We start from the raw sequence: 23985 nt of genomic DNA on the forward strand, positions 1-23985 counted from the left end.
ACATGTTACGAAAACGATCATCCGTTGTTATGGCGGTGATGCTATTGTTATTACCTTTGGTGTTAAGTGCCTGTACGGCGAAAAAGCAAGCCGCACCGGTCATTTCTGAACCATATAAACGTAGTGAGTTTATGCTAGGGACGATCTGCACGTTGTCGATTTATAATAAAGGCAAGAAAAAAGTATTACAGAAGGGGTTTGATCGGATTGCTAAAACGGAAAAGCAAGCAACCTTAACTAAAGCTCATTCTGAGTTAGATAAAATCAATGCGAATGCGGGGATCAAGCCAGTTAAAGTCAGTAAAGATATGTGGCCATTAATGGAAAAAGCTATGTATTATAGCAAAAATTCCAATGGGGCCTTCGATATGTCGATCGGTGCGATCACTAATTTGTGGAAGATTGGTTTACCCGGTGCCCGGGTCCCGGCACAATCAGAAATTGATCAAGCACTGCCTTTAGTTGATTACCATGATGTTAAATTGGATGCCAGCAAGCGGACGGTGTATTTGACTAAAAGAGGGATGCGGTTAGATTTTGGTGGCATTGCCAAAGGCTATATTGCTGATCAAGTACGCGAGGTATTCCGGAAAAATGGGGTCAATACGGCGATTATTGATCTTGGTGGTAACGTAGTGGTGATGGGTAGTTCACCAGCAGGTAAGAACAAGCCATGGCAGGTCGGCGTCCAAGATCCCTACGGTACGCGTGGTACAGCCTTAGGGACGTTACCAGCTAAGAACCTTTCAGTCGTGACGGCCGGTATCTATGAGAAGTATTTGAAGGCTAACGGCCATACCTACATCTATTTGTTTAATATGAAAACTGGCTACCCGTATGAGAACAGTCTAGCAGGGGTAACGATCGTTTCACCGAAATCAGTTGACGGAGATGCGCTATCAAATGCTGCCTTCAATAAAGGCGTTAAAGGTGGCTTAGCCTACATCAACAATAAGCACCAGAAAAATATTCAGGCAGTATTTGTAACTAAAGATAAGAAAGTTTACGTCAGCAACGGTTTGAAGAAGACCTTTAAATTGACTAAAAATTCGGGTTATAAAATGGGCGATCCTAGCAAGTTAACTGCTAATGAATAAGTAACATAATAAAAATTATGTAAACTAACGGTCATGATGGTGATTTCCATCATGGCCGTTAGTTTATTTTTTCACTGTTTTTAGAACTGCAATATTATTAAACGTTCTTTTATAAATGCCTAATTTAATAACATTTGTTAATTTTAAAAATTATACGATAGTCTTATTTATTTTTAAAAGAACTTTTATTCCGTTTTAGAAAACAAAAAAATACTGCAACTGGAAAGCTGCAGTATTTAGTCATTTATTTGAGTTGAGCAATCAAGTCAGTCAATCCAGCACTAATTTCAGCAGGTAGGGGATATTGTTGATGGGTTGCTGTGTAGCTTGTGATCCAATCCAAGCGGATCTGTAACCGTGTCCGTAGCATTGCCACATAATCCTTATCAGTAAAATCAACTGGAAAATCATTTAATGGGGCATAGCTCAGGTGTTTCAGTGGGCCAAAATCTTGCCAAGTCATTTTTTGGTTGACAATATCTTCTAGAATGCCTAACGTTACTTCCTTAGGGATTTTCTTGCCATTATAATAACCCGTATTGAGGATATAACAATCAACTTGACGCTGCGCAAATAGGCTCTTAAAATCAGCGTAATCTTCGGCCAACGGGTAAGCGCGGAATGGATCAGCAAACGGCTCAATCACTAGGGCGTTACGGTCAACATTACCAACTAAATTTTCGGCTGATGACCGTTTGGTTGCTAAGGTTGCGCCAAATGTTGCAGCTAAGGTCGGATCAGTAATATGGACAACTGGTGGTAAGCTGTCGTCTTTCATGATCCAGAAAATTGCGTTGATTGGGGCTTCCTCTTTATCTACCCGATTAGCCGAGGCGTAACGCGATTTAATGGTACGGCCGTTACCATTACGCAGATCTTCAGTGACAAGCACTTTTTGCCCTGCTTTATTTAAGGTGACGCCAACGTTCATTAAGGTCATGAAATACTTGGTTTCATCAGTCCCAGATGGATAGTCGTTGGTTTTGTCAAAATAAGCAGGTTCTAGTGCAACTGAGCTACCGTTTTCGCGTGAAATAACAAAAGCATCATCATGTAAAACTGTGGTTTTAAAGCGTCCACCATGCTTGGCGTGAGTCAAAGTCGATTTACCGGAACCAGAAAGGCCAAACATAGCAAAAACTTGATCTGGACGATCGTTAAAATGAAAAGCTTTTTCGCCACCATGACACGCAACGTAGCCGTGACGATGTGCAGTGGCCCAAGCTAGCGTTAGGGTCGACTTCTTTAGCTCACCAAAATAGCGCATCCCTAAAATAGCAGCAACGTTATGTTGCGCGTCAAATAAGGCTAAACCATCGGGAAAATCAGGATGATGAAAATTTGGATCCGCGTAGATGAAAATATCGCCTTCTTGGTAAGGCTTGGATTGCTGATAGCGAGCTTGATAGGTCTGATTAAGTGTTTGAAAATTCAGCATATAAGATAAGAGATTGTTTTCATAACCTTCGGGAACGGCTAAATGGGCTTCAACCATGAAGTCTTCATCAAGTCCGACAACGACGCTAGTTTTATAAAACTGTTGTTGTGTGCCGGCAAAAATGGCATCACGCAAAATACCAGCAAACTTAGCTTGATCAACATCTGCGTCACCAATCCGACGGCGTGCTGCGGCTGTACGGCCCACAACTCGGCCATGATTGTTAACTAACATGACAGCATCGGCTGGTAAACCTAACTCGTCGGTATGAATGATCGGCAAGTCAGTAACGGTCGTTTCTGGAGCCGCTTTTGTCAATTCATAAGCGGTAGTGAGATCATTTACAGCAACCATATTATTGCCATAAAAAGCGGACTCAATAGTAGTACGAATTTGCGAGAAAATCGGATTAGCTTTACGAATGTCTGTTTCTGCGTAATTACCAATGGTACTCATGATGATCACCTCTCCTTTTGTATGCGCTTACAGATATAGTAACACAAATTATCACAAAAGTCCGCAGCCAAAAGCTGCTTTCTATGGCGTAGATAATCTGTAAAATTTAGTAATAACTGACGAATTTATCACTACATAAACTGGAAAAATGCTACAATATGAAGCAAATAAAATCGGCGGGGAGTTTTGGTGATGAATCAATCTTTGGATGCGCGCTTGTTAGGTCGACATTTTATCATTGATCAAACTAATGAGCAGGGCACGATCAGTTTTTTTGGTATTTTTTATCATTTTGTTGCCAACGAACCGTTAAAACTTGGTGACGAAGTTGTGATCACAGCCGTGACTGCAGAGCATTTAACAGTCACTAAGGCTGAATCGTTGTTGAAATTCTAAGTGATGCCACTTAAAAAATCGGTGAAGGGATCTAGAACGTGAAAACGAAGTTAACATTAGCGCTGGAGCAAACTTTATATGCGTATTGTAGTGAAAAGGGTTATTCGGCAGTTGAGGAAGTGGCCTTGCCAGATGATTTAGGGATCGTTGATATGCTGGCATTGCGCACGGACGAACAACAGCAACAAGAATGGCGCTGCTATGAACTAAAGATTTCCAAGGCTGATTTTCATTCTACGGCCCGGTTGTCGTTTGTAGGGCATTACAATTACTTTGTTTTAACGGCACCCTTGTACGCCCAGGTCGCTGCGGAAATTCCAGCTCACGTTGGGGTTTTAGTTTTTCACCCATTTAAAAAAGGACTAGAAGTTGCTCTGCCGGGTTATTTGACTGTGGCCAAAGCAGCACGGCGGCAGGAGCTAGCTACAACGGCAGCAACCTTGACGACTCATTTTATGTTGGCGTTGGCCCGGGAAGCGGACAAGTTTAAGCGCGCCAATATTGGTTTAGCAGCTTATTCAACGGAACGACTTTATGCGGAGTTGCGTAAACGCGGTCATCATTATGATCCCAGTGGTTTGACCCCTAATTATTATGAGCAATTTATCAAGGATGTTCGCGCTGATGCGGTTGAGCAGTTGAAGGCTGAGTTAGTTGCCACTGAAGCCGACTACCAGCAGCTACTGCGTCGCTATCATCAAGTTAAAGCGGGGAATCTGTGATGCTGCATTACTATCCTTATTTACGTGGTAAACAATTTGAATTACAGGCTTTATTAGCGCTACAAGCGGCCGGAAAATTAGCGCCAGCAGTGGTGCCGATAATTGAGCCAGTTCGTGATTCGCATCATTTAGTGGATTGCGTGGCTGAATTCATGGTGGCAAAACGGCCGCTGATCGTGATCGTTAATCCGCAGGTTGGCACCTATGATCAGCACCGCCAACAACGCTTCCCACTAACTAAATGGTGGACAGATCCTAATTTAAAAGCTGGATTATTAGTCAGTACTGAAGTGTCACTAAGTGATTATAATGCCGCTACAGTACTGATCTATACGCAACCTGGATTGCTGGAAACACTGCCTTTACCACGACCGCAGCAGTTAGTAATTGCCGGTCCTAGTCATCGCTTGCGCCGTGCGCTAACACCGCAGGTTACCTTGGCTGATCCGCTGCCACGTAGTTGGGATGGGGCCGATTATCTGTTACAGCCGCAAACTTTTTTTAGTGATCAACCTTGGTTTGCTGGTGCTGATGGGCTAAGTGGATTTAGTGATTTTGCGATTGCCGGCTCAAGTTATAGCGAAAAAGGCTATCCCTTGCCTTACGTGCGTTTATCGCTTAGCTTTCCCACTGGACAGCAGGTCTGGTTGCATCATTTCATTTCGGATCAATTTACTGATTTTAAACAACCGAAAGCCAAGTATTTCAGTTCGGGAGTTCATTTGCTGGCTTGGTTAGCTGAACATCCTGAAGTGCCGCAAACAATGGGCTTGCAAGCATTAACACAAAGTCTGAATGAGCAGCATTTTCCTGGTTTAGGTAAAGTCAAGCAATGGTTATTGATGCACCATATTGAAATGGTCGGCCAGCTTTTAACTACTGCACCCAGCTAAATGAAGTTATCTTTTAGGTCTATTTTCAGAAAAAGGCTAGAGGGCTGGTATCGGTGGTTTGAGTATGGCATAATTGAAACAGAAAAATACGCAATTAGTTATCTATATACAGAAATCTGAATTGGAGGAATTTATGTGGCGATCAAACAGACCTGGCACGTTTTGTTTTATACTAAAAGATTCACGGCTGAACAGGTACACACGTTTGTCGATGATTTGAAGAAAGAACCTAATTTCGGTGGCTTTCCCATCGAACAAGTGACGTTCGATTATACGACTAAAGAGATGTTATACACGACCTTTATTTTTACCGCGCCACAGGCAGTTGGTCAAAAAATGCAGCACGAAATGGCTAAGTATTTGTATGCTCGTGTCGTTCATCCAGGTGGCTTAGATACCAAACAGTACTATGAAGTACTTAATCAATCTAGTCAGGAACTAGGTATTGAATACTATGACTACGGCAATGGCACACTGGATATTATGCTTTGGGGTCAGCAATCTTAATTAAGCAGTCAGGACTCGTCGGCAATACTGACGAGTTTTTCGCGTGGTAAGGCGTGTAGATGAGTAGAGGAATTGGCAATGACGATGACATTTACTGAGTATTTTGAACAAACCGACACCATCACAATCGCACAGCAACTATTGGGCAAACAGCTATTCTATCAGGGGCCGGCGGGGCTGCTGTCCGGTTATATTGTGGAAACTGAAGCTTACTTAGGTGAAAAAGATCAGGCAGCGCACGCATTTGCCGGGCACCGTTCGGCTAAAAATGAGGCTTTATATCACGCTGGAGGTACGATCTATATTTATACGATCTATGGACAGTTTTTGCTGAATGTGATCACTCAACCGGAAGGCGTGCCACAGGGCGTACTGATTCGGGGCTTACAACCTAATTTAGGTCAGGAAGTAATGCAGCTCAATCGGCGACAACCACGTTCTGTTTTTGATTTGACCAACGGCCCTGGTAAATTAATGGCTGCACTAGGCATCCAAGATCTTAGTTTGAATTTACAAAGCTATGCCACGAGTGCGCTAACTTTGAGTTTAACGATGGAAAAGCGACCGCTAGCAGTTAATGCGGCGCCTCGAATCGGCATTGGTGATAAAGGTATCTGGAAGGCTGCGCCGTTACGCTTTTACGTGGCGCATAATCCATTTGTTTCCAAAATGCCTAAGCGGGCAATGAATCTAGAAAATTATGGGTGGCAATCATGAAAATAACGATGTTGGACTATCTAGCGACACAAGTTGCTGACTATGCTGGTGAAGGTCAGTTAGATCTAAACTGGGATAAAAAAGAGCATGTTTTTGAAATAACTTTAAGTTTGACTGCGCAGAATAAAGCTGGGCAAGAAGTGACCGATGTGGCGGGTAAATTAAGTACCCAGGATAAAATTGATTTTCAGGATCAAATCTTGATCTACGATGAAAAGCGTTTAGATCCAGCGGCGGTGGCTGAAGATTACTTGGCTTTGTTACCATTTTCGGGTAAAACTGGTTTAGCGCAGCAAACTATCGATGGATTGTTTGCGTATTTACCTGAAGTAATGGCGGATGGTTTAAGTGATTTGATGGCCTTTTTAAACGAAGATACGGTCACGACTTTTGAATTAAAATGGCAACCACGAGTTTTCGAGCAACAAGTAGCGGCGCAGGGCCCAATTAAAGCAACTGATTATTTAGCGTATCCGCGGTATTGATCAGTGTGGTATGAGCTTTGTTACCCAAATTAATCACTGTAGTGTAGAAAGGCGATCAACTTAATGGAATGGACTGAAGTGAAAGTCACAACTTCAACGGAAGCAGTTGAAGCTGTAGCTAATATTTTAATGGAGGCTGGGGCTACCGGCGTACAGATCAATGATTCGGCTGACTTTAAGCCAGAATCACAGGGCCCTTTTGGCGAAATATTTGACCCCAGTAAGCATCCGCATATTCAATCAGGTGCTGAAGTTGCGGCTTATTATCCGGAGACGGTTTTTTTACCTGAGATTTTACCAACAATTAAGCAACGGGTGACTCAGTTGACTGATTTTGGTTTAGCTATTGGCGCTAATCAAGTGACAACAGCAGCTGTTGATGAAGGCGCCTGGGCAACATCATGGAAAAAGTACTATCATCCTGTTCGTGTTACCCGTTATTTGACGGTGGTTCCAAGTTGGGAAAAATACCAACCCCAACAGGCTGATGAGCAGTTGATCATTTTAGATCCAGGGATGTCTTTTGGAACCGGGACGCATCCAACTACTAAATTGGCGTTACAAGCGCTTGAAACCACGATTCGTGGTGGCGAAACGGTATTGGATGTTGGGACAGGCTCTGGTGTACTGAGTATTGCCGCTAAGCAACTTGGTGTTGGGTCAGTTTATGCTTATGATCTGGATGATGTGGCTGTTCGAGCTGCAGCGAGCAACTTAGCGTTGAATCCAATTGCTGCTACGGTCAAAGTTGCGGCCAATAATTTATTGACGAATGTCACGCAATCAGCGGATATTATCGTGGCCAATATTTTAGCAGAAATTATTTTACCGTTGATTCCGCAAGCGCAACCCTTACTGAATCCGAATGGTTATTTGATCCTTTCTGGGATCATTGCCGATAAGCTGGCTAGCATCAAACAGGCGTTGCTCAAGGCTGATTTAGCGATTGTTCAGGTGTTAAATGAAGGCGATTGGTACGGCGTGATCGCGCAGAAACGGGAGGACTAGGATGCAGCGCTATTTTATTTCTGATCAGGTGCCTGCTGGTGGACAAGTGACGATCACTGGCGAGTCGGCGCGTCATATTCAACGGGTCATGCGCGCGCAAGTAGGTGATCAGCTTGAGGTTGTGACTGGAGATCGCCGCGCTTATCGTAGTAAAATCGAGGCGTTACAACCTGATGGCGTTAGTGTCCATTTAGCAGATACAGCATTGACAAGTCCAGAACTGCCTAATCAAGTGATCATTGCATGTAGTATCGCTAAAAAAGACAAGGCTGATTGGATCGTCCAAAAAGGTACCGAGCTTGGTGCCAGTGGCTTTATCTTTTTCTCCAGTCAATACGGGGTAGCTAAATGGGAACCAGCACGTCAAGCCAAGAAGCTGACGCGCTTACGTAAAATTGCCTTGGAAGCGGCACGACAATCGCATCGGGATCAAATTCCGACAGTCGATATCATGGCTGGGTTAACGGAACTAACGCAAGTTACTAAAGACTTTGGAATCGTTGCGTATGAAGAGTCGGCTAAACAAGGCGAAACGGCGGCGTTAGTGGCAACCGCGCAACAATTGGTTGGTGGGCAAACACTGATCGCTGTATTTGGTCCAGAGGGTGGTTTGGCACCGACTGAAGTTGAGCAATTAAGACAAGCTGATTTTAATGTGGCGGGTTTGGGACCACGCATTTTACGTGCGGAAACGGCGCCTTTATATTTATTAAGTGCGTTATCAACGTTGTGGGAATTATTAGCTCCCCAAAACAAATGATTCGCGTGTTACCGATAACACGTTGCGTCGATTCTAAAAAACGCGGAGGTTTAATTTTGACGAAAATCAAACAATTACTTAAACAGCCAGTGATTCAGCTCATTTTATTTAGTTTGATCATTACTTGGCTGTTACCCTTAATTTTTCACTGGTTGGCAGTCGCTAAAGTGATTCGAATCACAGTCTTATTTATTGTGGTCAATATGGTCGCGGCGATCGCATTGGGAATTTATTTAGCCAATCGCCATTTTGCTATCTGGTGGTTACTGATCTTTCCCGGGTTATTTACCGGAATCATCTACTTGCGCTATGGTCACTATGGTTATTGGTTTGCCGGTGCGTACTTAATTTTAAGTTATCTGGCCTATAGTATGCGCAAGACGGCGCTGACAGTTGCAAAATAGGTGGGCTCAGGTATAATTCATAGTGAATTTGCTGACTAAGGATCATACGGTACGTGGTATAATTAAATCAACAATTACTGCATGATCGGTATCTAAATTATTAGCTACATTTTGGCAGTTGATTCAGCTAAAATGCGGTCAAGTAAGCACGCATGCTGCATAGCTACCGTGCTGTTTTTGTATCAAAGCAGATAAGGATGTGGGGTTTATGGCTGAAGAAAAAGTTTACACCGCTAACGAAAGTATCAAGTTAGTTGAAACTTATATGAATGATGAGCATGTGGCGTTTGTAAAAAAGGCACTTGATTTTGCGACCTATGTGCACAAGGAACAGTTCCGTCAGTCTGGTGAGCCCTATATTGTTCATCCCATCCAGGTGGCGGCGATCTTAGCAGAGTTAAAAATGGATCCTGCGACGGTAGCGTCCGGGTTTTTACACGATGTGGTTGAAGACACTAATATTACGTTAGGCGACATTCAAGAGCTGTTTGGCCACGATGTAGCGGTGATCGTTGATGGTGTGACTAAGTTAAGCAAGATCAAGTATGTCGCGCATAAGGATGAATTAGCGGAAAATCACCGTAAAATGATTTTAGCGATGGCTAAGGATCTACGGGTGGTCATGGTCAAGCTAGCTGATCGTTTGCACAATATGCGGACCTTGAAGCATTTGCGTCCAGAAAAACAGCGGCGGATCGCTAATGAAACGTTGGAGATCTATGCGCCGTTAGCTGATCGTTTAGGTATCAGTCAGTTCAAATGGGAATTAGAAGATACTGCGTTACGGTATTTAAATCCACAACAATATTACCGTATCGTTCATTTGATGAATTCAAAGCGGGCACAGCGCCAAGCCTATATTGACGAAGCAATCAAACAGATTAAAGCTTCGATGACCGATTTTAATATTAAATACGAAATTTATGGGCGCCCGAAACATATCTATTCAATTTATAAAAAAATGCGTGATAAGCATAAACAGTTTGAGGAAATCTATGACCTATTGGCGATCCGTGTGATCGTGGATACGATCAAGGACTGTTATGCCGTTTTAGGGGCGATCCATACCAAATGGAAGCCAATGCCTGGCCGATTCAAAGACTATATTGCCATGCCTAAAGCCAATATGTACCAATCATTACACACAACGGTGATTGGGCCTAAAGGACAGCCATTAGAGATCCAAATTCGGACTGAAGAAATGCATCAAGTCGCTGAATATGGTGTAGCTGCACATTGGGCCTATAAAGAAGGCAAACGTGACGAAGTCAAATACGACTCGAATGGCAAAAAGATCGACATGTTCCGGGAAATTCTGGAACTAGGCGATGAAACCACTAACGCTGCTGATTTTATGGAAAGCGTTAAAGGTGATATTTTCTCTGATCGAGTTTATGTTTTTACACCTAAAGGGGACGTTTACGAATTATCTCAAGGTTCAGGACCATTGGATTTTGCGTACACGATCCATACTGAAGTCGGTAATAAAACCGTAGGGGCCAAAGTGAATGGCAAAATCGTACCGCTAAATTATCAATTGAAAAATGGCGATATCGTTGATATTTTGACTTCACCAAATTCATCACCTAGTCGTGATTGGATCAATTTGGTCAGTACCAGCAAAGCACGTAATAAAATCAAGCGTTTCTTCAAGCAAGCCGACCGCTCGGAAAATATTGAAAAAGGCCGCGATATGCTTGAAAAGCAGCTTACCGATATGGGCTTTTTACCGAAGGATTATTTGAATAAGGAAGTTTTAGGCCAAGCAATCAATCGGTTTAATTTCAGCAATAGTGATGAACTATTGGCGGCGGTTGGTTATGGCGAGTTATCACCGTTAGTGGTCAGTAATCGGTTAACCGAAAAAGCCCGCCACCAGCGGGAAAAAGCCGAGCAAGATCAGCAAGCCCGGGATGTTTTGACTGATACGACTGCGGCTAAAAGTAAGGGTAAAACCAAGCCGAAGGAACCAAATGAAAAGTTAAAGATCAAGCACGAAGGCGGCGTCGTCATTCAAGGGGTCGACAACTTGCTGATTCATTTGAGTAAGTGTTGTAATCCTGTACCGGGTGACCAAATTGTTGGTTACGTTACTAAAGGTCGGGGTGTCTCGATTCATCGCGCGGATTGTCCCAATGTCCAAAATGCTGCGGATACCGCTAATCGTTTGATTGAAGTTGAATGGGAAGATGCTGCAGCTAAAGGAACCACTTACGACGCTAACTTGGAAGTTTATGGTTACAATCGTTCTGGTTTATTAAATGATATTTTGCAGACTTTGAATGCGCAAACAAAGAATTTAACTTCCGTTAGTGGCAAAGTTGATCATGACAATATGGCAACTGTTCACGTTACCGTGGCCATCACTAACTTAGCCCATTTAACTCGGTTGATCGATAGTATCAAAAATATACCGGATGTTTACAGCGTTAAGCGGTCGAACGAATAATTGTCTGGCGCCACGTTGCTTGCGGTACGGTTTTTGCTAGAAGAATGATTATCGACCACTGCAAGTGCAAAATTTATTAGCAGATCTGGCTAAGAAACTGTCATTAAAAGGAGGCTATGTTGTGCGAGTTGTTTTACAGCGGGTCAAACAGGCTAGCGTGACGATTGATGATCAAGTTGTCGGTGCGATCAAGCGCGGCTATCTATTATTAGTTGCTGTGCGCGATGCTGATACCGAGGCTGACATCGATTATCTCGTACATAAAATTACTAATTTACGGGTTTTCGAAGATGCACAAGGCAAAATGAATTTAGCGTTGGCTGCGGTTGCTGGTGAGATTTTGTCGGTTTCGCAGTTTACGTTATATGCGGACACCCGTAAAGGTAATCGGCCGAGCTTCACTGATGCTGGACACCCAGAAAAAGCTGCCCAGTATTATGCGCGTTTTAACGAGAAGTTACGGGCTAATGGTATCAAAGTTGCAACTGGGGAATTCGGCGCGGATATGGCCGTTGCGTTGATCAATGATGGACCAGTGACAATTTTATTTGATACAGAAAACAAATAACAGCCATTTCACCATTTAGGCAAATAGAAAGTAAGGGATTATTTTATGTTACAAGCGGCAATTTGGGATTTTGATGGCACACTTTATGATACTTATGCTGGCATTATGCAGGCTTTGTTGCAATTAGCTGATGAGTATCGGCTTAAAGTTGACCGTCAAGATTTGTACCGCCTGATCAAGGAAGATTCAGTTAAAACGGCGATCCAGAATTTTGGACAGACTTTGGCCATTGCACCAGAAAAACTGTCTAAGCGTTACCATGAAATCGAATTTGCAACGCAGCGTGATCCACAGCCTTATGCTGGGGCTTTAGCAACTTGTCAAGCAATTATCGACCAAGGTGGGCAGAACTTTCTAATGACGCATCGTGATCGTGGTTCAGAGCGCTTTTTGGCAGCCGGGGGTTTTTTACCGCTATTTACTGAATGTGTTACTAGTGAGCAACACTTTAAACGTAAGCCTGATCCAGAAGCCATAAATTATTTAGTTAAGCAGCATCAACTTGACCCAGCCACGACGGTGATGATCGGGGATCGGCCTTTGGATGTAGTTGCTGGGCAAAATGCTGGTGTTAAGGGCTGTTTCTTTGATGTTGACCAATTCCATAGTGCACCAACTGCTGACATCATTATTGATCAGTTACCTGAGATCGTGCCTTATTTTCAAGCGAGAAATTAAAAGAGGGGCTATAAATCTACTGACCCGGTATGTTATAATCGCTTAGGTTTGTTTGCTAGATTTGGAGGCTTACTTTTGAAAGTAGAGGACAAAAATTGGTTTAACGTATTTAAAATTGCCTTGCCACTTTGTATAAGTTACGTACCAATCGGATTAGCTTGCGGTATTTTGTTACATTCAGCAGGCTTTAATATTCTGTTTACCGGCTTGTTATCGATCTTAGTTTTTTCTGGTGGTGCTCAGTTTTTAATTGCGTCGATGTTGGCAATTCACGCACCACTCTTGCAAGTTTTATTGATGCTTTTTTTCTTGGAGATGCGGTACGCACTATTATCCGCAAGTTTATCACCATACTTAAAAAACGAACCATTACCTTTTTTGATTTACTTCTCCAGTTCAATGAATGACGAAAATTATGCGATCAATTATTTAAAATTCGCAACAGATAAGAAATGGAATGGTCATCAGGCCGTGATGGTCAATCATTTTTCACTATTATTTTGGACCGTCAGTAATATGATAGGTTCGACGATCGGTAATTTGATCCACTTTGACGTGAACCTAGTTAATTTCACATTGACGGCGTTATTCGGCTATATGTTAGTGATGCAGGTCAAAAACTTGCTATCGATCTTGGTGGCTGGTTTATCCGCGGTTTTGTCCGTATGGTTGATCATTGCAATGCGGAGTACGATGGGTTTGGTTGTTGCAACGTTGGTAGCCTCGTTTGTTGGTTTCATGGTAGAACATGGCTTAGAGGGCAAGTCCAATCCATTGCTGTTGCGGTCACTACGTTTACGCCGCCGCCACGAAAGCTTTAAAGATATACCAAAGGAGACGACCGACGACCATGAGTAACCTAGACTACCTGATCTTGATTGTATTGGCGGCCATGGTCGCATTTATCCCGCGTGTGATTCCATTACTATATTTTTCAAAGCGCAAAATTCCAGCTTGGTTTAATGAATGGATGAAATATATTCCGGTGGCATTATTTACGGCTTTGATCGCTAAAGACGTTTTCGTCACTTCACACTATACTTATAATGCTAAAAACTTGACTGAAATCATTTCAACGATTCTTGTCTTCCTAGTAGCGGCTAAAACAAAGTCGATGCTGGTAACCGTGGTTGTTGGTTTAATCGCAATTATGGGCTTAGCCTTAATTTTCTAGTTATAAAGCGGTAAACTTTAGGTGTTGACCTAGGGTTTATGGCTTTTTTGTTATGGGGGAATTTTATATGGCTACTCCAGAAAAAATATTTGCTACTTATGTAGCTAGTTGGTTGCATCAAGATGAACCGGTTTTTTTAGCGACTTTAGCTACTGATGTGGTGATCTACGAATGTTATGGGCCTTGCTATCAGGGCAAAGATGAGGCGCAACGCTGGTTTGAACATTGGCATCGGTCGGCAGAAAATAAAGTATTAGCTTGGACGATTTCAGCTACCTATTTTGATCCAATACAACAGGTTCATTTCTTTGAGTGGCGATTTCGTTGTCGATACAACGGTGTAGAGTCAGTGTTTAGAGGCTGCTCAATCGTTAAAATAGTGCACCAACAGATTACGCTGATCAAGGAATTTGAAATGCAGGATCAGCAATATCGACCTTTCATGAATGAATAAAAAAACGACCACAGTATTTGTGGTCGTTAAGTGGATCTATTTGAAATAACGGGTCAAACCCTTGTAAATATCATTGGCGATCTCAGTTTGATAGCTACTGGAATGAATATGCTTATAATCGTTACTGTCATTGATATAGCCTAGTTCAAGTAAAACTGCTGGCTGTTTATTGTCACGCAATACCAGGAAGTTACCGAATTCAACACCACGATTGTCTAATGGTAAGTGATCTAATTGCTTGTTTAAGGCGTTGGCTAATGGTTTGTCTTTAGATTTACCGTAATAGTAGGTTGTGGTTCCACTGGCTTGATTATTTTCGGGACTAGAATCAAGGTGAATACTGATAAAGGCGTCAGCGTGCACTTTTTTAGCCAATGCGGGCCTTGGCGACAAACCAACGTATTTATCCGACTTACGGGTTAAAACGACGTGAGCGCCCCCTTGACGCAGTTTAGCGGCCACTTTTTTGACGATCTGCAAAGTGAACGTCTTTTCGTAAGTTTTCTTTTGCGATAAGGCGCCAGAATCATTACCACCATGACCGGCATCTAAAACGATCGTCGCTTCGGCCAAATCATTGGCGTTAGTTGTTACTGGTTTGTTTGAAGTCGATGGAGTAGCCGTCCAATTCGCTACATAGCCGGTTTTACCGTCTTTGGTTTGCACTTTATACCAATCACCAGCCGTCGCCAAATAAGTGAGTTGCGATTTCTTGCTTAAGGTTGCCTTGATATGTCCACCAATTGAAGGTGAGCTACGTAATTTAACGTTATCATCATGCAGGGTTAAACTCTTAATGCTAGAATCAACGGTTGGTTGTATGTTTTCAGTGGTATTATCGCTGGTCTTTTTTTCTGTGATATAGGCGCTTTTGACCCAGGCCACCGTTTTTTTGAAAAGGATCTGGCTCCAACCAGTTTTTTCGTAAACTACTGTTACTGTTGCATTTTGTTGCAAGGTTCCCAGTGTGTCGCTGTCGTCGGCGGGATTTTCCTTAGCCAGCACATTGGCAGTGTTGATCGTGCCTTCAGTGTTGGTGGCTGAGCTGATCTCGGTGTTTTTCAATAGCCAACTAGCGACCCAGCCGATCTTGTCACTACTTAAGCGAACTTGATACCAGCTATTTTTTTGCGTGATCACCGTGATTTTGTCGCCTTTTTTTAGTTGGGCCATGGTATCATAGGCCAATCCAGGCCCCATACGTACGTTGACCGTATTTGCGGTAACGGTGATCGTTTCCTGACGAGCATGGGTAACAGTTGGGCGGGCGAGACTACTGCCAGCAAAAATTAAACTTAGTAACAAGACTAAGCCAATGAGTTTTTTAGTTGGTCTGAACAACTCTTCACCTTCAAAAAATCAATTAATTTCATTATAGCAAATACTAGGTGCCGAAACAGCAATTTTCGCAATGCTGACTTGACTTTTCGCGATATTTTCGGTAACGTAATTGTGAACTTAATATGACCGATGACAAAGTAAGCTTGTAGGAAAGGTGTTTCATAGAGAGCGTCAGCTAGGCTGAAACTGACGTAAACACCCCTGCAACATGACACTTTTGAGGTAAAGCCTTGTGCTTTCGCGAACAGCGTTATCTGATAAGTGATCAAAATTAAGTTTTTAATAATGGTCAAGTAATTTAAGGTGGTACCGTGCAATCAATGCGCCCTTGTCGAAGACAGGGGCGCTTTTTATTTTATTGTGCGCGATTGAAGTAGAGCCATGCTTCTTGCGGTACGATTTTTGCCACAAGAATGGTCATCGTCCGTAACATCAAGGTTAATTAGTGTTTTATACTAATTAGCTACCTTAGTTGTGAAGTAGAGCCATGTTTCTTGCGGTGACCGAAACGATTTGAGGTGAGGAAACGCAGTTGCGGACTTTGCAACTACGCTCCTTAAAATTGCCACAAGAATGGTCACTGTTGCTCGTTCTTAACAAGATAGGTTGGTAAGTATTAGCATTTGTGCTTATCTGCTAAACGGGGCTTGCTTGCCGATGTCGATTGGGCTAGTGTCTAAATACGGCAAGTCCAAGTCGCATCGTCCGTAACATCGGGGCTAATTAGTTATCTTAATTGTGAAGTAGAAAGGGAGTTTATACATGGTTTATCAACGACCAAAAGGGACTGCAGATATTTTGCCAGGTGAATCGGAAAAATGGCAATATGTTGAGCAGACAGCACGACAGGTTTTTAGCAATTATCAATTTAAAGAGATTCGAACACCAATCTTTGAAAGTTTTGATGTTTTTTCACGTTCAGTGGGTGATACTTCGGATATCGTCACTAAAGAAATGTATGATTTTTATGATAAAGGGAAGCGCCACGTGGTACTACGCCCGGAAGGTACTGCCGGCATCGTCCGCGCCTACGTTGAAAATAAGTTATTTGGCCCTGAACATCCCAAACCAGTAAAGGTTTATTATATGGGCCCGATGTTCCGCTATGAACGGCCCCAATCTGGCCGGATGCGCGAATTTCATCAGATTGGTGTTGAGGCTTTAGGTAGTGCTAGTCCAACAGTTGATGTTGAAACGATCGCAATGGCCCTTGGGTTATTTAAAAAAATCGGCATCGGTGGTTTGAAGTTAGTAATCAATACATTAGGTAATTTAGCCTCACGGCAAGCTTACCGCCAAGCATTGATCGATTTCTTGGAACCACATTTTGCTGAATTAAGCGAGGATTCCCAAGTCCGTTTGCACAAAAATCCATTACGTGTCTTGGATAGTAAAGACAAAAAGGATCAGGCAATCGTGGCTGATGCGCCTTCAATTCTAGATTATTTGGATGAAGAATCGACTGCTCATTTTACGACAGTTAAGACGTTGTTGGATAATTTAGGTATCGCTTATGAAGTTGATCCCACTATGGTTCGTGGTTTGGACTATTATAACCACACAATTTTTGAGATCATGTCCAACTCTAAAGCTTTTGGTGGTCAGTATATGACTGTTTGTGCCGGTGGTCGTTATAACGGCTTAGTTGAAGAAATCGGTGGCCCAGCAACGCCTGGTTTCGGCTTTGGTTTAGGCATCGAGCGGATGTTGTTAGTAATGGATGCAGATGGTATTGAAGTGCCGACTGCTAAAGCGCCAGCGGCTTACGTTGTTGGAATCGGCGCTGAAGCAGTACCAACCGTCGTTCAAGTCACACAAGCCATCCGTAATGCTGGTTTTGTGGCTGAACATGATTATTTAGATCGCAAACCCAAGGCCCAGTTTAAAATGGCTAATCGGTTAAATGCTGAAGTGGTGATCACGATCGGTGAAAGTGAATTAGCTACCCAATCAGCACATTTGAAGAACATGGCGACAGGTAATGAAATTACAGTACCGCTTGCAGAGATCGAACAAGATTTTGCAACCGTACTCGCACAAGTAAGGGGAGAACAACGTGGATAAACGCACAACTTATGCAGGTTTGATCGATGAAAAATACGTTGGTCAAGAAGTCACATTAATGGGCTGGGTCCAAAAACGCCGCAACCTAGGTAATTTGATCTTCATTGATCTTCGTGATCGTGAAGGTATCGTTCAATTGGTTTTCAGTCAGGAATTTGGTCATGATGCTTGGGCCGTTGCTGATAAAGTTCGTTCAGAGTATGTATTGGAAGTTAAGGGTAAAGTCACTAAGCGGGCTGACGATGCCATTAATCCTAATATGAAAACCGGTAAAGTTGAAGTTGAGATTCATGACGTCACTGTTTTGAATAAAGCGAAGACACCGCCATTTTATATTGAAGATAATATCAATGTTTCTGCTGACCTAAGGATGAAATATCGTTACTTGGATCTGCGCCGGCCAGAGATGTTGCAAGGGTTATTGATCCGCAACAAGATTACCCAGGCAGCTCATCGTTATTTGGATGAAACTGGCTTTATCGACGTTGAAACGCCTGATTTAACTAAGTCAACGCCGGAAGGGGCTCGCGATTATTTAGTCCCATCCCGAGTTTATCCTGGTCATTTTTACGCCTTACCTCAATCACCCCAATTATTTAAGCAATTATTGATGGGTGCTGGCTTGGATCGTTATTATCAAATCGCCCGTTGTTTCCGGGATGAAGATCTGCGTGGCGATCGGCAACCAGAATTTACACAAATTGATTTGGAGACGAGCTTTTTAAGTGCTGAAGAAATTCAGGATCTAACTGAAGGCTTGTTGAAGGCCGTTATGAAAGCAACTAAGGGCATCGATTTAGAAACACCAATCCCACAGATCACTTGGAATGAAGCGATGGCGCGTTTTGGTTCGGATAAGCCTGATATTCGTTTTGGGATGGAACTACAAGACCTTTCTGACTTAATGGCTGACACTGAATTTAAAGTTTTCAGTGGTGCGGTTGCAAATGGCGGTCAAGTCAAAGGAATCTGTGTACCTGGTGCTGCTGATAAATATTCACGTAAAGATATTGATAAAATTCAAGATTACGTTAAACGTTTCGGTGCGAAAGGCTTGGCTTGGTTGAAACTGACTGACGATGGTTTCACTGGTCCAATCGCTAAGTTCTTTAAGGGCCAAGAAGACGTTATTGGTGAACGCTTAGGGGCTAAATCCGGCGACTTGCTATTATTTGTTGCTGATAGTCGGAAAGTTGTTGCTGACACCTTAGGCTATTTGCGTAAATTCTTTGCTAAAGAGCTTGATTTGATTGACGAAAGTAAATTTGCTTTCATCTGGGTTGTTGATTGGCCATTATTTGAATACGATGAAGGTATTCAACGGTGGACGGCGGCACATCATCCATTCACGATGCCAAATGAAGAAGATGTACATTACTTGAATGATGGCGAAGATCCGCATAAAGCACATGCTCAAAGCTATGATATCGTCTTAAACGGTTATGAGCTTGGTGGTGGTTCAATTCGTATCCATGATCGCGATATTCAAGAAAAGATGCTGAAGGCCTTAGGTATTTCGCCAGAAAAAGCACAAGAACGCTTTGGTTTCTTATTAGATGCGTTAACTTACGGTTTTCCACCGCATGGCGGCTTGGCAATCGGTTTAGATCGTTTTGCAATGTTGCTAGCAGGTAAGGATAATATTCGTGAAGTGATCGCCTTTCCGAAGAACTCAAAAGCCGGCGATCCATTGACTGATGCACCAAGTAAAGTATCAAATAAACAATTATTAGATCTTGACTTAACGGTCTACGATAAATAAGACAAATACCGTCACTTCAATTGAGGTGGCGGTATTTTTCGGATAATTATTATGGCTCTTTGTCAAATCCTGTTGATGAATAGCTTTTACAGAGTTGAAAGTCATGCGACTTTCAACTCTGTTTTTTTCATTGGTTTTGTTCTCATTTGCCGTAACTTAATACGTGAAATCATATGATGGTAATTACGGAATCCAAATGCTGTGCGTTGAATTTGTTTAATCATTCGATTCATGCCTTCGACTGGGCCATTCGTATAGTCCGATTCACTGGCGTTGAGTACAACCACTAAGTTCTTTTTGAACGTTTGAAACACTGCTTTCATGTAGGGACTTATATTTTGATTTGTATATAGATCTTCCACAAGCTTGTCTTTGTCTTGATTCTTAAGGTTTTCCATGATGCTTTGCATCGACTCGTACGATGCTTTAAGTTCTTCGTTAATTGTCAGTCCTTGTTCTACACGTTCTAGTTGTGTGAGTTGTTTTCGCAGGTGTCGGTCATAAAAGACATGTTCCTCATCTAGATTTCCGGCATACTTCAAATAAAGCCGCCAGGCGAACTTTAACGTGCGATATTCATAGGATCTTTTATTGTTTCATGGTTTGCACCCGAGTTTGATTAAAAGCTCGAGTCATCATTGCAACGATGTGAAAGCGGTCGATCACAATTTTTGCCTGCGGAAACATTGCCTTGGCAATGTCTTGATAGTAACTATTTAGATCTACGGTAACTGTTTTGACACGTGCTCGAACACTTGCTGGAAATTGTTTAAAATAATCAGTAATACTTTGCTTGAATCGGTCTGGCAGAATTTGTTGAATTTCATGCTCACCAGCGCCATTAATACAGATGAAATGGAGCCGACCACCAATTCCTCTAAATTCATCCATGGCGAGATGAACCGGTAGATAGTTAAGATTTCTGCGAAATAAGTCATCATAGTTGTCTAAGTAACGACAGACAGTGCTAGCTGATATGCCGGCATCGATCGCAATGCTAGCTTGAGTGCGGTCGTCTTGTAGACTCATAAACACTTTCTGACGCGTGGCTCGGGAGATACAACAGTACTTGTCTACCACATCAGAAGTAGCCATAAACGACGCTTTACAATTACGACAAATGACGCGTTCTTTATGGAGTTCTAAATAAACTGGTTCACTCGCATTCGCTGCCAGATAGGTCACGCGTGATACGTAGTGTCCATTATGACTTAGCTCGCAAAAGCCACAGTTAGCGCAATGTTTCTGGTCGAACTTAACCGTGGCTATATATACTTTTGCGCGCTTAGCTTTAATCACTTGATAGTTATATTTGTAAAAAACTACATTTGGGTCTTTAATACTGAGCGCAAATTTTATATTATTATCTACAGGGTCCATAAGTTTTCACGTCCTTTAAAAAAGATGCTGTAGTGGGTGGATTTTTTAGGTGCGAGGCTTATGGGCCTTTTTTATTTTGCACTAAAAAATCCTGCTAATAGATTACCATGTTAAGTAAGCTATCAACAGGAAAAAGTATAGAACCATTATTATTAACGAACAGTAATCATTAAATGAATCTTAGATAAAATTAGAAAAATAGCCGCGGAAAAAATCAATTCGTTAACTGATTTTTTCCGCGGCTATTTAGCAAGACCGAAGTTATTTTTTCAAATTAGCTTCGATGAACTGCTTGATTTCGTCCTCACTTTTATCGCTGGTGTAAGGCTTAACGTCGACAACAGTTTTATCGGTGTCGTGATTATTTTTTTCCATGAAATAATCCCAAATCGCATCGCGTACCACTGTGTCGCTATCGCTCCAGTCAAATGCCTCGCTCATTTTTTCGTTAAGAATATGTGCTTCTGTGACTTCTGCCATAATGCTTACCTCCTAGATTTAGTTAACGGACTAATCTCTTAGTTCACCTTCTAGTATAATCCTTTTTTGAAAAAGTGCGGTAATTATTGCTGATAAAAATTAGATTTATTAGCGTAAAGGTCGTTTAAATACAGGGATATGTTATAATGCAATCAACAAGTACTTCGGTGGGGTGACCCAGAATTAATTAAAAGAGGTTAGATAAAGACAACATGGATGATTTACAGCGCGTTATGCGGCGCCATCAATATACCGCTAAAGTTTCCACGGCTTTTTTGTACTCGATTTGTGTTTCAATCGCAATGAACTTTTTTTGGCAGCCAGGTAACATCTATGCATCCGGGATTACCGGTTTTGCCCAATTACTGTCCACCTTAAGTGGGCGTATTTTTTCGGTCAGCATTTCAATTCCGATTTTGCTATTTTTACTTAACCTGCCCTTATTTGTTTTAGCTTGGCGACAGATCAGTCATCGCTTCACGATTTTCACGTTTATCGCGGTTGTATTTTCCAGTGTGATGATGAAAATGATCCCGATCACACAGATCACGTTTGATCCAATTATTTGTGCGATTTTTGGTGGGGTAGTCAATGGTTTTGGTACCGGGTTAGCTTTGAAAAATGGAATCTCAACTGGTGGTCTAGACATTATCGGCTTGGTGATTGGTAAGCGAACTGGTAAAAGTATTGGTACGATCAATATCAGTTTTAACGCCTTTATTGTCATCGCGGCAGGTTTTGTTTTTGGTTGGCCGTACGCCTTTTATAGTGCATTGAGTATTTTTGTTAACGGAAAAGTCATGGATATGGTTTATACCCGCCAGCAAAAAATGCAAGTCATGATCGTGACCGATAAGCCACGGAAAGTGATCGACCACATTCAGAACCGGATGCGGCGTGGGATCACGATCGTTCATGATGCTGAAGGTGCTTACCAACACGATGAAAAAACGATTCTATTCACTGTTATTTCGCGATACGAAATGCATGATCTTCAAGCGGCCATGCGCGATTCTGATCCTAAGGCATTTGTTAGTATTTCGGATACAGTTAAGATCCTGGGCCATTTTTATGAACCGATGATTTAAAAAAACAGTGACACCGCAAAGTTATAACAAATTGCGGTGTTACTGTTTTAATTTACATATTTTTAGCTGGTAAAATTTTAGTAAGAATCAAGCCGATGATAAAGCCGCTTAAGGCGGGAATCAACCAGCCCATACCAATGCTGAAAAAGGGCAGATATTGTTGTGCCAGAGCCACGATCGTTTTAGCGACTGTGGTTTGAGCAATGATTGCTGGTGCCGTATGCACACCGTCAGCGATTGCGGCGATCAACGTAAAAATAGTGGTGGTTACGTAAACGACACGGCGTTGTTTGAATAGCGAACCGCTAATTCCGAGTAGCATCAATGTAATCGCCAGCGGATAAATGAACATCAAAACTGGGGTCGAGTAAGCAATAATGGCAGTTAACCCGATATTGGCGAAAATACCAGGTAAAATACTGGCACCAGTGATGTACCACAGATAATGACCTTTTGGAAAAAGTTCTTGGAAAGTTTCGCCAAAAGCTGAGACTAAACCGATCGCTGTTTTGATACACGCTAGAATGACTAATAGTGCTAAGAGCAAGCTACCAAAACCACCAAAGTAATATTTGGCAATCGCGGCTAAAGCAATTCCACCATTGGCTGCCGGTTTAAATTGACCCAGGCTCATGGTTCCCATCATAGCTAATAATGTGTAAATTACGCCCATTAAAACGATACTGATCAAGCCAGATTTCATGGTATCCATGGCAATGGTCGTTGGCTTAGTCACGCCTAGTTTACGAATCGTATCGGTAACGATTACGCCAAAAGCCAATGCAGCAAGTGCGTCCATTGTGTTATAGCCTTCGGTGAAACCGACAAAAAACGGCTGCTGCGTGTAAGCACTAGCTACTGCAGCATGGTTGATACTGCCCAGCGGTTTGATCAGCGCCGTTAGTAATAACAGCCCCAATACGATCAAGAAGGCGGGGGTTAAATATTTGCCGACAACCGCAATTAATTGTGATGGTCGCCGGGCGAACCACCAAGTGACGGCAAAGAAAATAATTGAAAAGATAATCAAAGCGCTAGTTTGTTGGTTACTTTTCAAAAAAGGAATGATTCCGATTTGAAACGAAGTTGTGGCTAATCGCGGTAGTGCAAAGAACGGGCCGATCGTTAAATATAGTAAGATCGTAAAAATATAGGCGTAGGGGCGGCCAACGTGTTCAGCAAGTTCAAAGACGCCCTTGCTTTGAGACAAGCCGATCGCGACAACCCCTAACAACGGTAGGCCAATACCGGTGATAAGAAAGCCTAAATTAGCCGTCCAAACATTGTGTCCGCTACTTTGACCAAGAAAAACGGGAAAAATTAAATTACCGGCGCCAAAGAAAAGACCGAATAACATTGAACCGATATAAAGGTATTCGCGCTTGGTTAAGCGATGCTGCATAGATTATTTCCTCCTCTAACTCATTCTTAAGGTAGTGATTAACAAAGCCACTAATTAAGGATGTTACTAGTAGTGCCACTAAATAATGCTAATTTTGTGTGTAGAACCAGCAGGCGCACATGAGATTGATTTTGCACAATGGATTATGTTTAAATAAAACTAATATCTGTTTAAAAATTACGCGAACTTCATTACAGAAATAGTTCAAAGCTTATTTTAAACAGCGCTTAGTTTATATCGACCTTATTAGATTACCTAATTT

Annotated in this window: 23 protein-coding genes and 1 pseudogene; 19 read left to right on the forward strand and 5 right to left on the reverse strand. The window is 42.3% G+C overall.

Translation table 11 applies throughout. The features are described from left to right. Positions 1-2 precede the first annotated feature (2 nt). A complete protein-coding gene (locus LC20001_RS07145; RefSeq protein WP_010010036.1) occupies positions 3-1097 on the forward strand; it encodes an FAD:protein FMN transferase in 1095 nt (364 codons plus the stop codon). Positions 1098-1341: 244 nt separating this feature from the next. Here LC20001_RS07145 and LC20001_RS07150 read toward each other — a convergent pair whose 3' ends face one another. After that, entirely contained in the window at positions 1342-2991 is a 1650-nt protein-coding gene (locus LC20001_RS07150) for a phosphoenolpyruvate carboxykinase (ATP) (RefSeq protein ID WP_010010033.1), read from the reverse strand. Between the two features lie 192 nt (positions 2992-3183). Here LC20001_RS07150 and LC20001_RS07155 point away from each other — a divergent pair, with 192 nt between their 5' ends. The 15 genes from LC20001_RS07155 (at position 3184) to LC20001_RS07225 (ending at position 14206) form a co-directional block, all read left to right on the forward strand. After that, a complete protein-coding gene (locus LC20001_RS07155) occupies positions 3184-3387 on the forward strand; it encodes a hypothetical protein (RefSeq protein ID WP_010010032.1) in 204 nt (67 codons plus the stop codon). A 38-nt stretch (positions 3388-3425) separates the two neighbouring features. Beyond that, a complete protein-coding gene (locus tag LC20001_RS07160) occupies positions 3426-4109 on the forward strand; it encodes a hypothetical protein (RefSeq protein ID WP_003676959.1) in 684 nt (227 codons plus the stop codon). Next, positions 4109-5002, forward strand: coding sequence for a sce7725 family protein (locus LC20001_RS07165; protein WP_010010030.1), 894 nt, complete (start codon positions 4109-4111; stop codon positions 5000-5002). Before LC20001_RS07160 ends, LC20001_RS07165 begins: the two co-directional genes overlap by 1 nt. A gap of 135 nt (positions 5003-5137) precedes the next feature. Next, positions 5138-5509, forward strand: a complete 372-nt coding sequence (locus LC20001_RS07170) for a hypothetical protein (protein WP_010010029.1) — start codon at positions 5138-5140, stop codon at positions 5507-5509. Between the two features lie 78 nt (positions 5510-5587). Continuing rightward, on the forward strand, positions 5588-6226 hold the full coding sequence (locus LC20001_RS07175; RefSeq protein WP_003676955.1) for a DNA-3-methyladenine glycosylase: 639 nt from the start codon (positions 5588-5590) through the stop codon (positions 6224-6226). Then, positions 6223-6711, forward strand: coding sequence for a DUF3013 family protein (locus LC20001_RS07180; RefSeq protein WP_010010028.1), 489 nt, complete (start codon positions 6223-6225; stop codon positions 6709-6711). Before LC20001_RS07175 ends, LC20001_RS07180 begins: the two co-directional genes overlap by 4 nt. Before the next feature lie 63 nt (positions 6712-6774). Beyond that, positions 6775-7719, forward strand: coding sequence for a 50S ribosomal protein L11 methyltransferase (prmA, locus tag LC20001_RS07185; protein ID WP_010010027.1), 945 nt, complete (start codon positions 6775-6777; stop codon positions 7717-7719). Position 7720: 1 nt separating this feature from the next. After that, the gene (locus LC20001_RS07190) at positions 7721-8479 is read left to right on the forward strand and encodes a 16S rRNA (uracil(1498)-N(3))-methyltransferase (RefSeq protein ID WP_003676954.1); all 759 of its coding nucleotides are present in this window, start codon (positions 7721-7723) and stop codon (positions 8477-8479) included. Between the two features lie 56 nt (positions 8480-8535). Beyond that, a complete protein-coding gene (locus tag LC20001_RS07195; RefSeq protein ID WP_010010026.1) occupies positions 8536-8883 on the forward strand; it encodes a hypothetical protein in 348 nt (115 codons plus the stop codon). Between the two features lie 208 nt (positions 8884-9091). Next, complete coding sequence (locus LC20001_RS07200; RefSeq protein ID WP_010010025.1) at positions 9092-11332, forward strand: RelA/SpoT family protein; 2241 nt, start codon at positions 9092-9094, stop codon at positions 11330-11332. A gap of 121 nt (positions 11333-11453) precedes the next feature. Then, positions 11454-11900: a D-aminoacyl-tRNA deacylase gene (dtd, locus tag LC20001_RS07205; protein ID WP_003676950.1), complete on the forward strand. Its 447-nt coding sequence runs from the start codon at positions 11454-11456 to the stop codon at positions 11898-11900. 45 nt (positions 11901-11945) lie between these two features. Beyond that, positions 11946-12578: an HAD-IA family hydrolase gene (locus LC20001_RS07210; protein ID WP_010010024.1), complete on the forward strand. Its 633-nt coding sequence runs from the start codon at positions 11946-11948 to the stop codon at positions 12576-12578. Positions 12579-12653: 75 nt separating this feature from the next. Then, positions 12654-13436, forward strand: a complete 783-nt coding sequence (locus LC20001_RS07215; RefSeq protein ID WP_010010023.1) for an AzlC family ABC transporter permease — start codon at positions 12654-12656, stop codon at positions 13434-13436. After that, positions 13429-13752, forward strand: coding sequence for an AzlD domain-containing protein (locus LC20001_RS07220; protein WP_010010022.1), 324 nt, complete (start codon positions 13429-13431; stop codon positions 13750-13752). Before LC20001_RS07215 ends, LC20001_RS07220 begins: the two co-directional genes overlap by 8 nt. A 67-nt stretch (positions 13753-13819) precedes the next feature. Beyond that, the gene (locus LC20001_RS07225) at positions 13820-14206 is read left to right on the forward strand and encodes a nuclear transport factor 2 family protein (protein WP_010010020.1); all 387 of its coding nucleotides are present in this window, start codon (positions 13820-13822) and stop codon (positions 14204-14206) included. Positions 14207-14242: 36 nt separating this feature from the next. On the opposite strand, the gene LC20001_RS07230 is transcribed toward LC20001_RS07225, so the two are convergent. Further along, a complete protein-coding gene (locus LC20001_RS07230; protein WP_010010018.1) occupies positions 14243-15547 on the reverse strand; it encodes an N-acetylmuramoyl-L-alanine amidase family protein in 1305 nt (434 codons plus the stop codon). Between the two features lie 762 nt (positions 15548-16309). Here LC20001_RS07230 and hisS point away from each other — a divergent pair. Both hisS and aspS read left to right on the forward strand, forming a co-directional pair. Then, positions 16310-17611 (forward strand): histidine--tRNA ligase, encoded by a 1302-nt coding sequence (gene hisS / locus LC20001_RS07235; protein ID WP_010010017.1) that lies wholly within the window; start codon positions 16310-16312, stop codon positions 17609-17611. Continuing rightward, positions 17604-19373: an aspartate--tRNA ligase gene (aspS, locus tag LC20001_RS07240; RefSeq protein ID WP_010010016.1), complete on the forward strand. Its 1770-nt coding sequence runs from the start codon at positions 17604-17606 to the stop codon at positions 19371-19373. The genes hisS and aspS overlap by 8 nt, the downstream gene beginning before the upstream one ends. Before the next feature lie 101 nt (positions 19374-19474). Here aspS and LC20001_RS14770 read toward each other — a convergent pair. Both LC20001_RS14770 and LC20001_RS07250 read right to left on the reverse strand, forming a co-directional pair. Beyond that, positions 19475-20753, reverse strand: a pseudogene (locus tag LC20001_RS14770) (ISL3 family transposase). Positions 20754-21014: 261 nt separating this feature from the next. Further along, positions 21015-21233 carry a P8 family protein gene (locus LC20001_RS07250; protein WP_010010014.1) on the reverse strand — a complete coding sequence of 73 codons (219 nt, stop codon included), beginning with the start codon at positions 21231-21233 and terminating at the stop codon, positions 21015-21017. Positions 21234-21445: 212 nt separating this feature from the next. Here LC20001_RS07250 and LC20001_RS07255 point away from each other — a divergent pair, with 212 nt between their 5' ends. Continuing rightward, positions 21446-22321 carry a YitT family protein gene (locus LC20001_RS07255; RefSeq protein WP_003676938.1) on the forward strand — a complete coding sequence of 292 codons (876 nt, stop codon included), beginning with the start codon at positions 21446-21448 and terminating at the stop codon, positions 22319-22321. Between the two features lie 52 nt (positions 22322-22373). Here the strand turns inward: LC20001_RS07255 and brnQ are convergent, their stop codons facing one another. Next, positions 22374-23723 (reverse strand): branched-chain amino acid transport system II carrier protein, encoded by a 1350-nt coding sequence (gene brnQ / locus LC20001_RS07260; protein WP_010010013.1) that lies wholly within the window; start codon positions 23721-23723, stop codon positions 22374-22376. Positions 23724-23985: the final 262 nt, after the last annotated feature.

The organism is Loigolactobacillus coryniformis subsp. coryniformis KCTC 3167 = DSM 20001, from assembly GCF_002706425.1.
Classification (GTDB): Bacteria; Bacillota; Bacilli; order Lactobacillales; family Lactobacillaceae; genus Loigolactobacillus; species Loigolactobacillus coryniformis.

What these genes read in the sequence shown, in the direction of transcription:
- LC20001_RS07145 (WP_010010036.1), top strand. Translation starts at nt 3, where the DNA reads ATGTTACGAAAACGATCATCCGTTGTTATGGCGGTGATGCTATTGTTA.
- LC20001_RS07150 (WP_010010033.1), bottom strand. Translation starts at nt 2,991, where the DNA reads ATGAGTACCATTGGTAATTACGCAGAAACAGACATTCGTAAAGCTAAT.
- LC20001_RS07155 (WP_010010032.1), top strand. Translation starts at nt 3,184, where the DNA reads ATGAATCAATCTTTGGATGCGCGCTTGTTAGGTCGACATTTTATCATT.
- LC20001_RS07165 (WP_010010030.1), top strand. Translation starts at nt 4,109, where the DNA reads ATGCTGCATTACTATCCTTATTTACGTGGTAAACAATTTGAATTACAG.
- LC20001_RS07175 (WP_003676955.1), top strand. Translation starts at nt 5,588, where the DNA reads ATGACGATGACATTTACTGAGTATTTTGAACAAACCGACACCATCACA.
- LC20001_RS07180 (WP_010010028.1), top strand. Translation starts at nt 6,223, where the DNA reads ATGAAAATAACGATGTTGGACTATCTAGCGACACAAGTTGCTGACTAT.
- prmA (WP_010010027.1), top strand. Translation starts at nt 6,775, where the DNA reads ATGGAATGGACTGAAGTGAAAGTCACAACTTCAACGGAAGCAGTTGAA.
- LC20001_RS07190 (WP_003676954.1), top strand. Translation starts at nt 7,721, where the DNA reads ATGCAGCGCTATTTTATTTCTGATCAGGTGCCTGCTGGTGGACAAGTG.
- LC20001_RS07200 (WP_010010025.1), top strand. Translation starts at nt 9,092, where the DNA reads ATGGCTGAAGAAAAAGTTTACACCGCTAACGAAAGTATCAAGTTAGTT.
- LC20001_RS07210 (WP_010010024.1), top strand. Translation starts at nt 11,946, where the DNA reads ATGTTACAAGCGGCAATTTGGGATTTTGATGGCACACTTTATGATACT.
- LC20001_RS07220 (WP_010010022.1), top strand. Translation starts at nt 13,429, where the DNA reads ATGAGTAACCTAGACTACCTGATCTTGATTGTATTGGCGGCCATGGTC.
- LC20001_RS07225 (WP_010010020.1), top strand. Translation starts at nt 13,820, where the DNA reads ATGGCTACTCCAGAAAAAATATTTGCTACTTATGTAGCTAGTTGGTTG.
- hisS (WP_010010017.1), top strand. Translation starts at nt 16,310, where the DNA reads ATGGTTTATCAACGACCAAAAGGGACTGCAGATATTTTGCCAGGTGAA.
- LC20001_RS07250 (WP_010010014.1), bottom strand. Translation starts at nt 21,233, where the DNA reads ATGGCAGAAGTCACAGAAGCACATATTCTTAACGAAAAAATGAGCGAG.
- LC20001_RS07255 (WP_003676938.1), top strand. Translation starts at nt 21,446, where the DNA reads ATGGATGATTTACAGCGCGTTATGCGGCGCCATCAATATACCGCTAAA.
- brnQ (WP_010010013.1), bottom strand. Translation starts at nt 23,723, where the DNA reads ATGCAGCATCGCTTAACCAAGCGCGAATACCTTTATATCGGTTCAATG.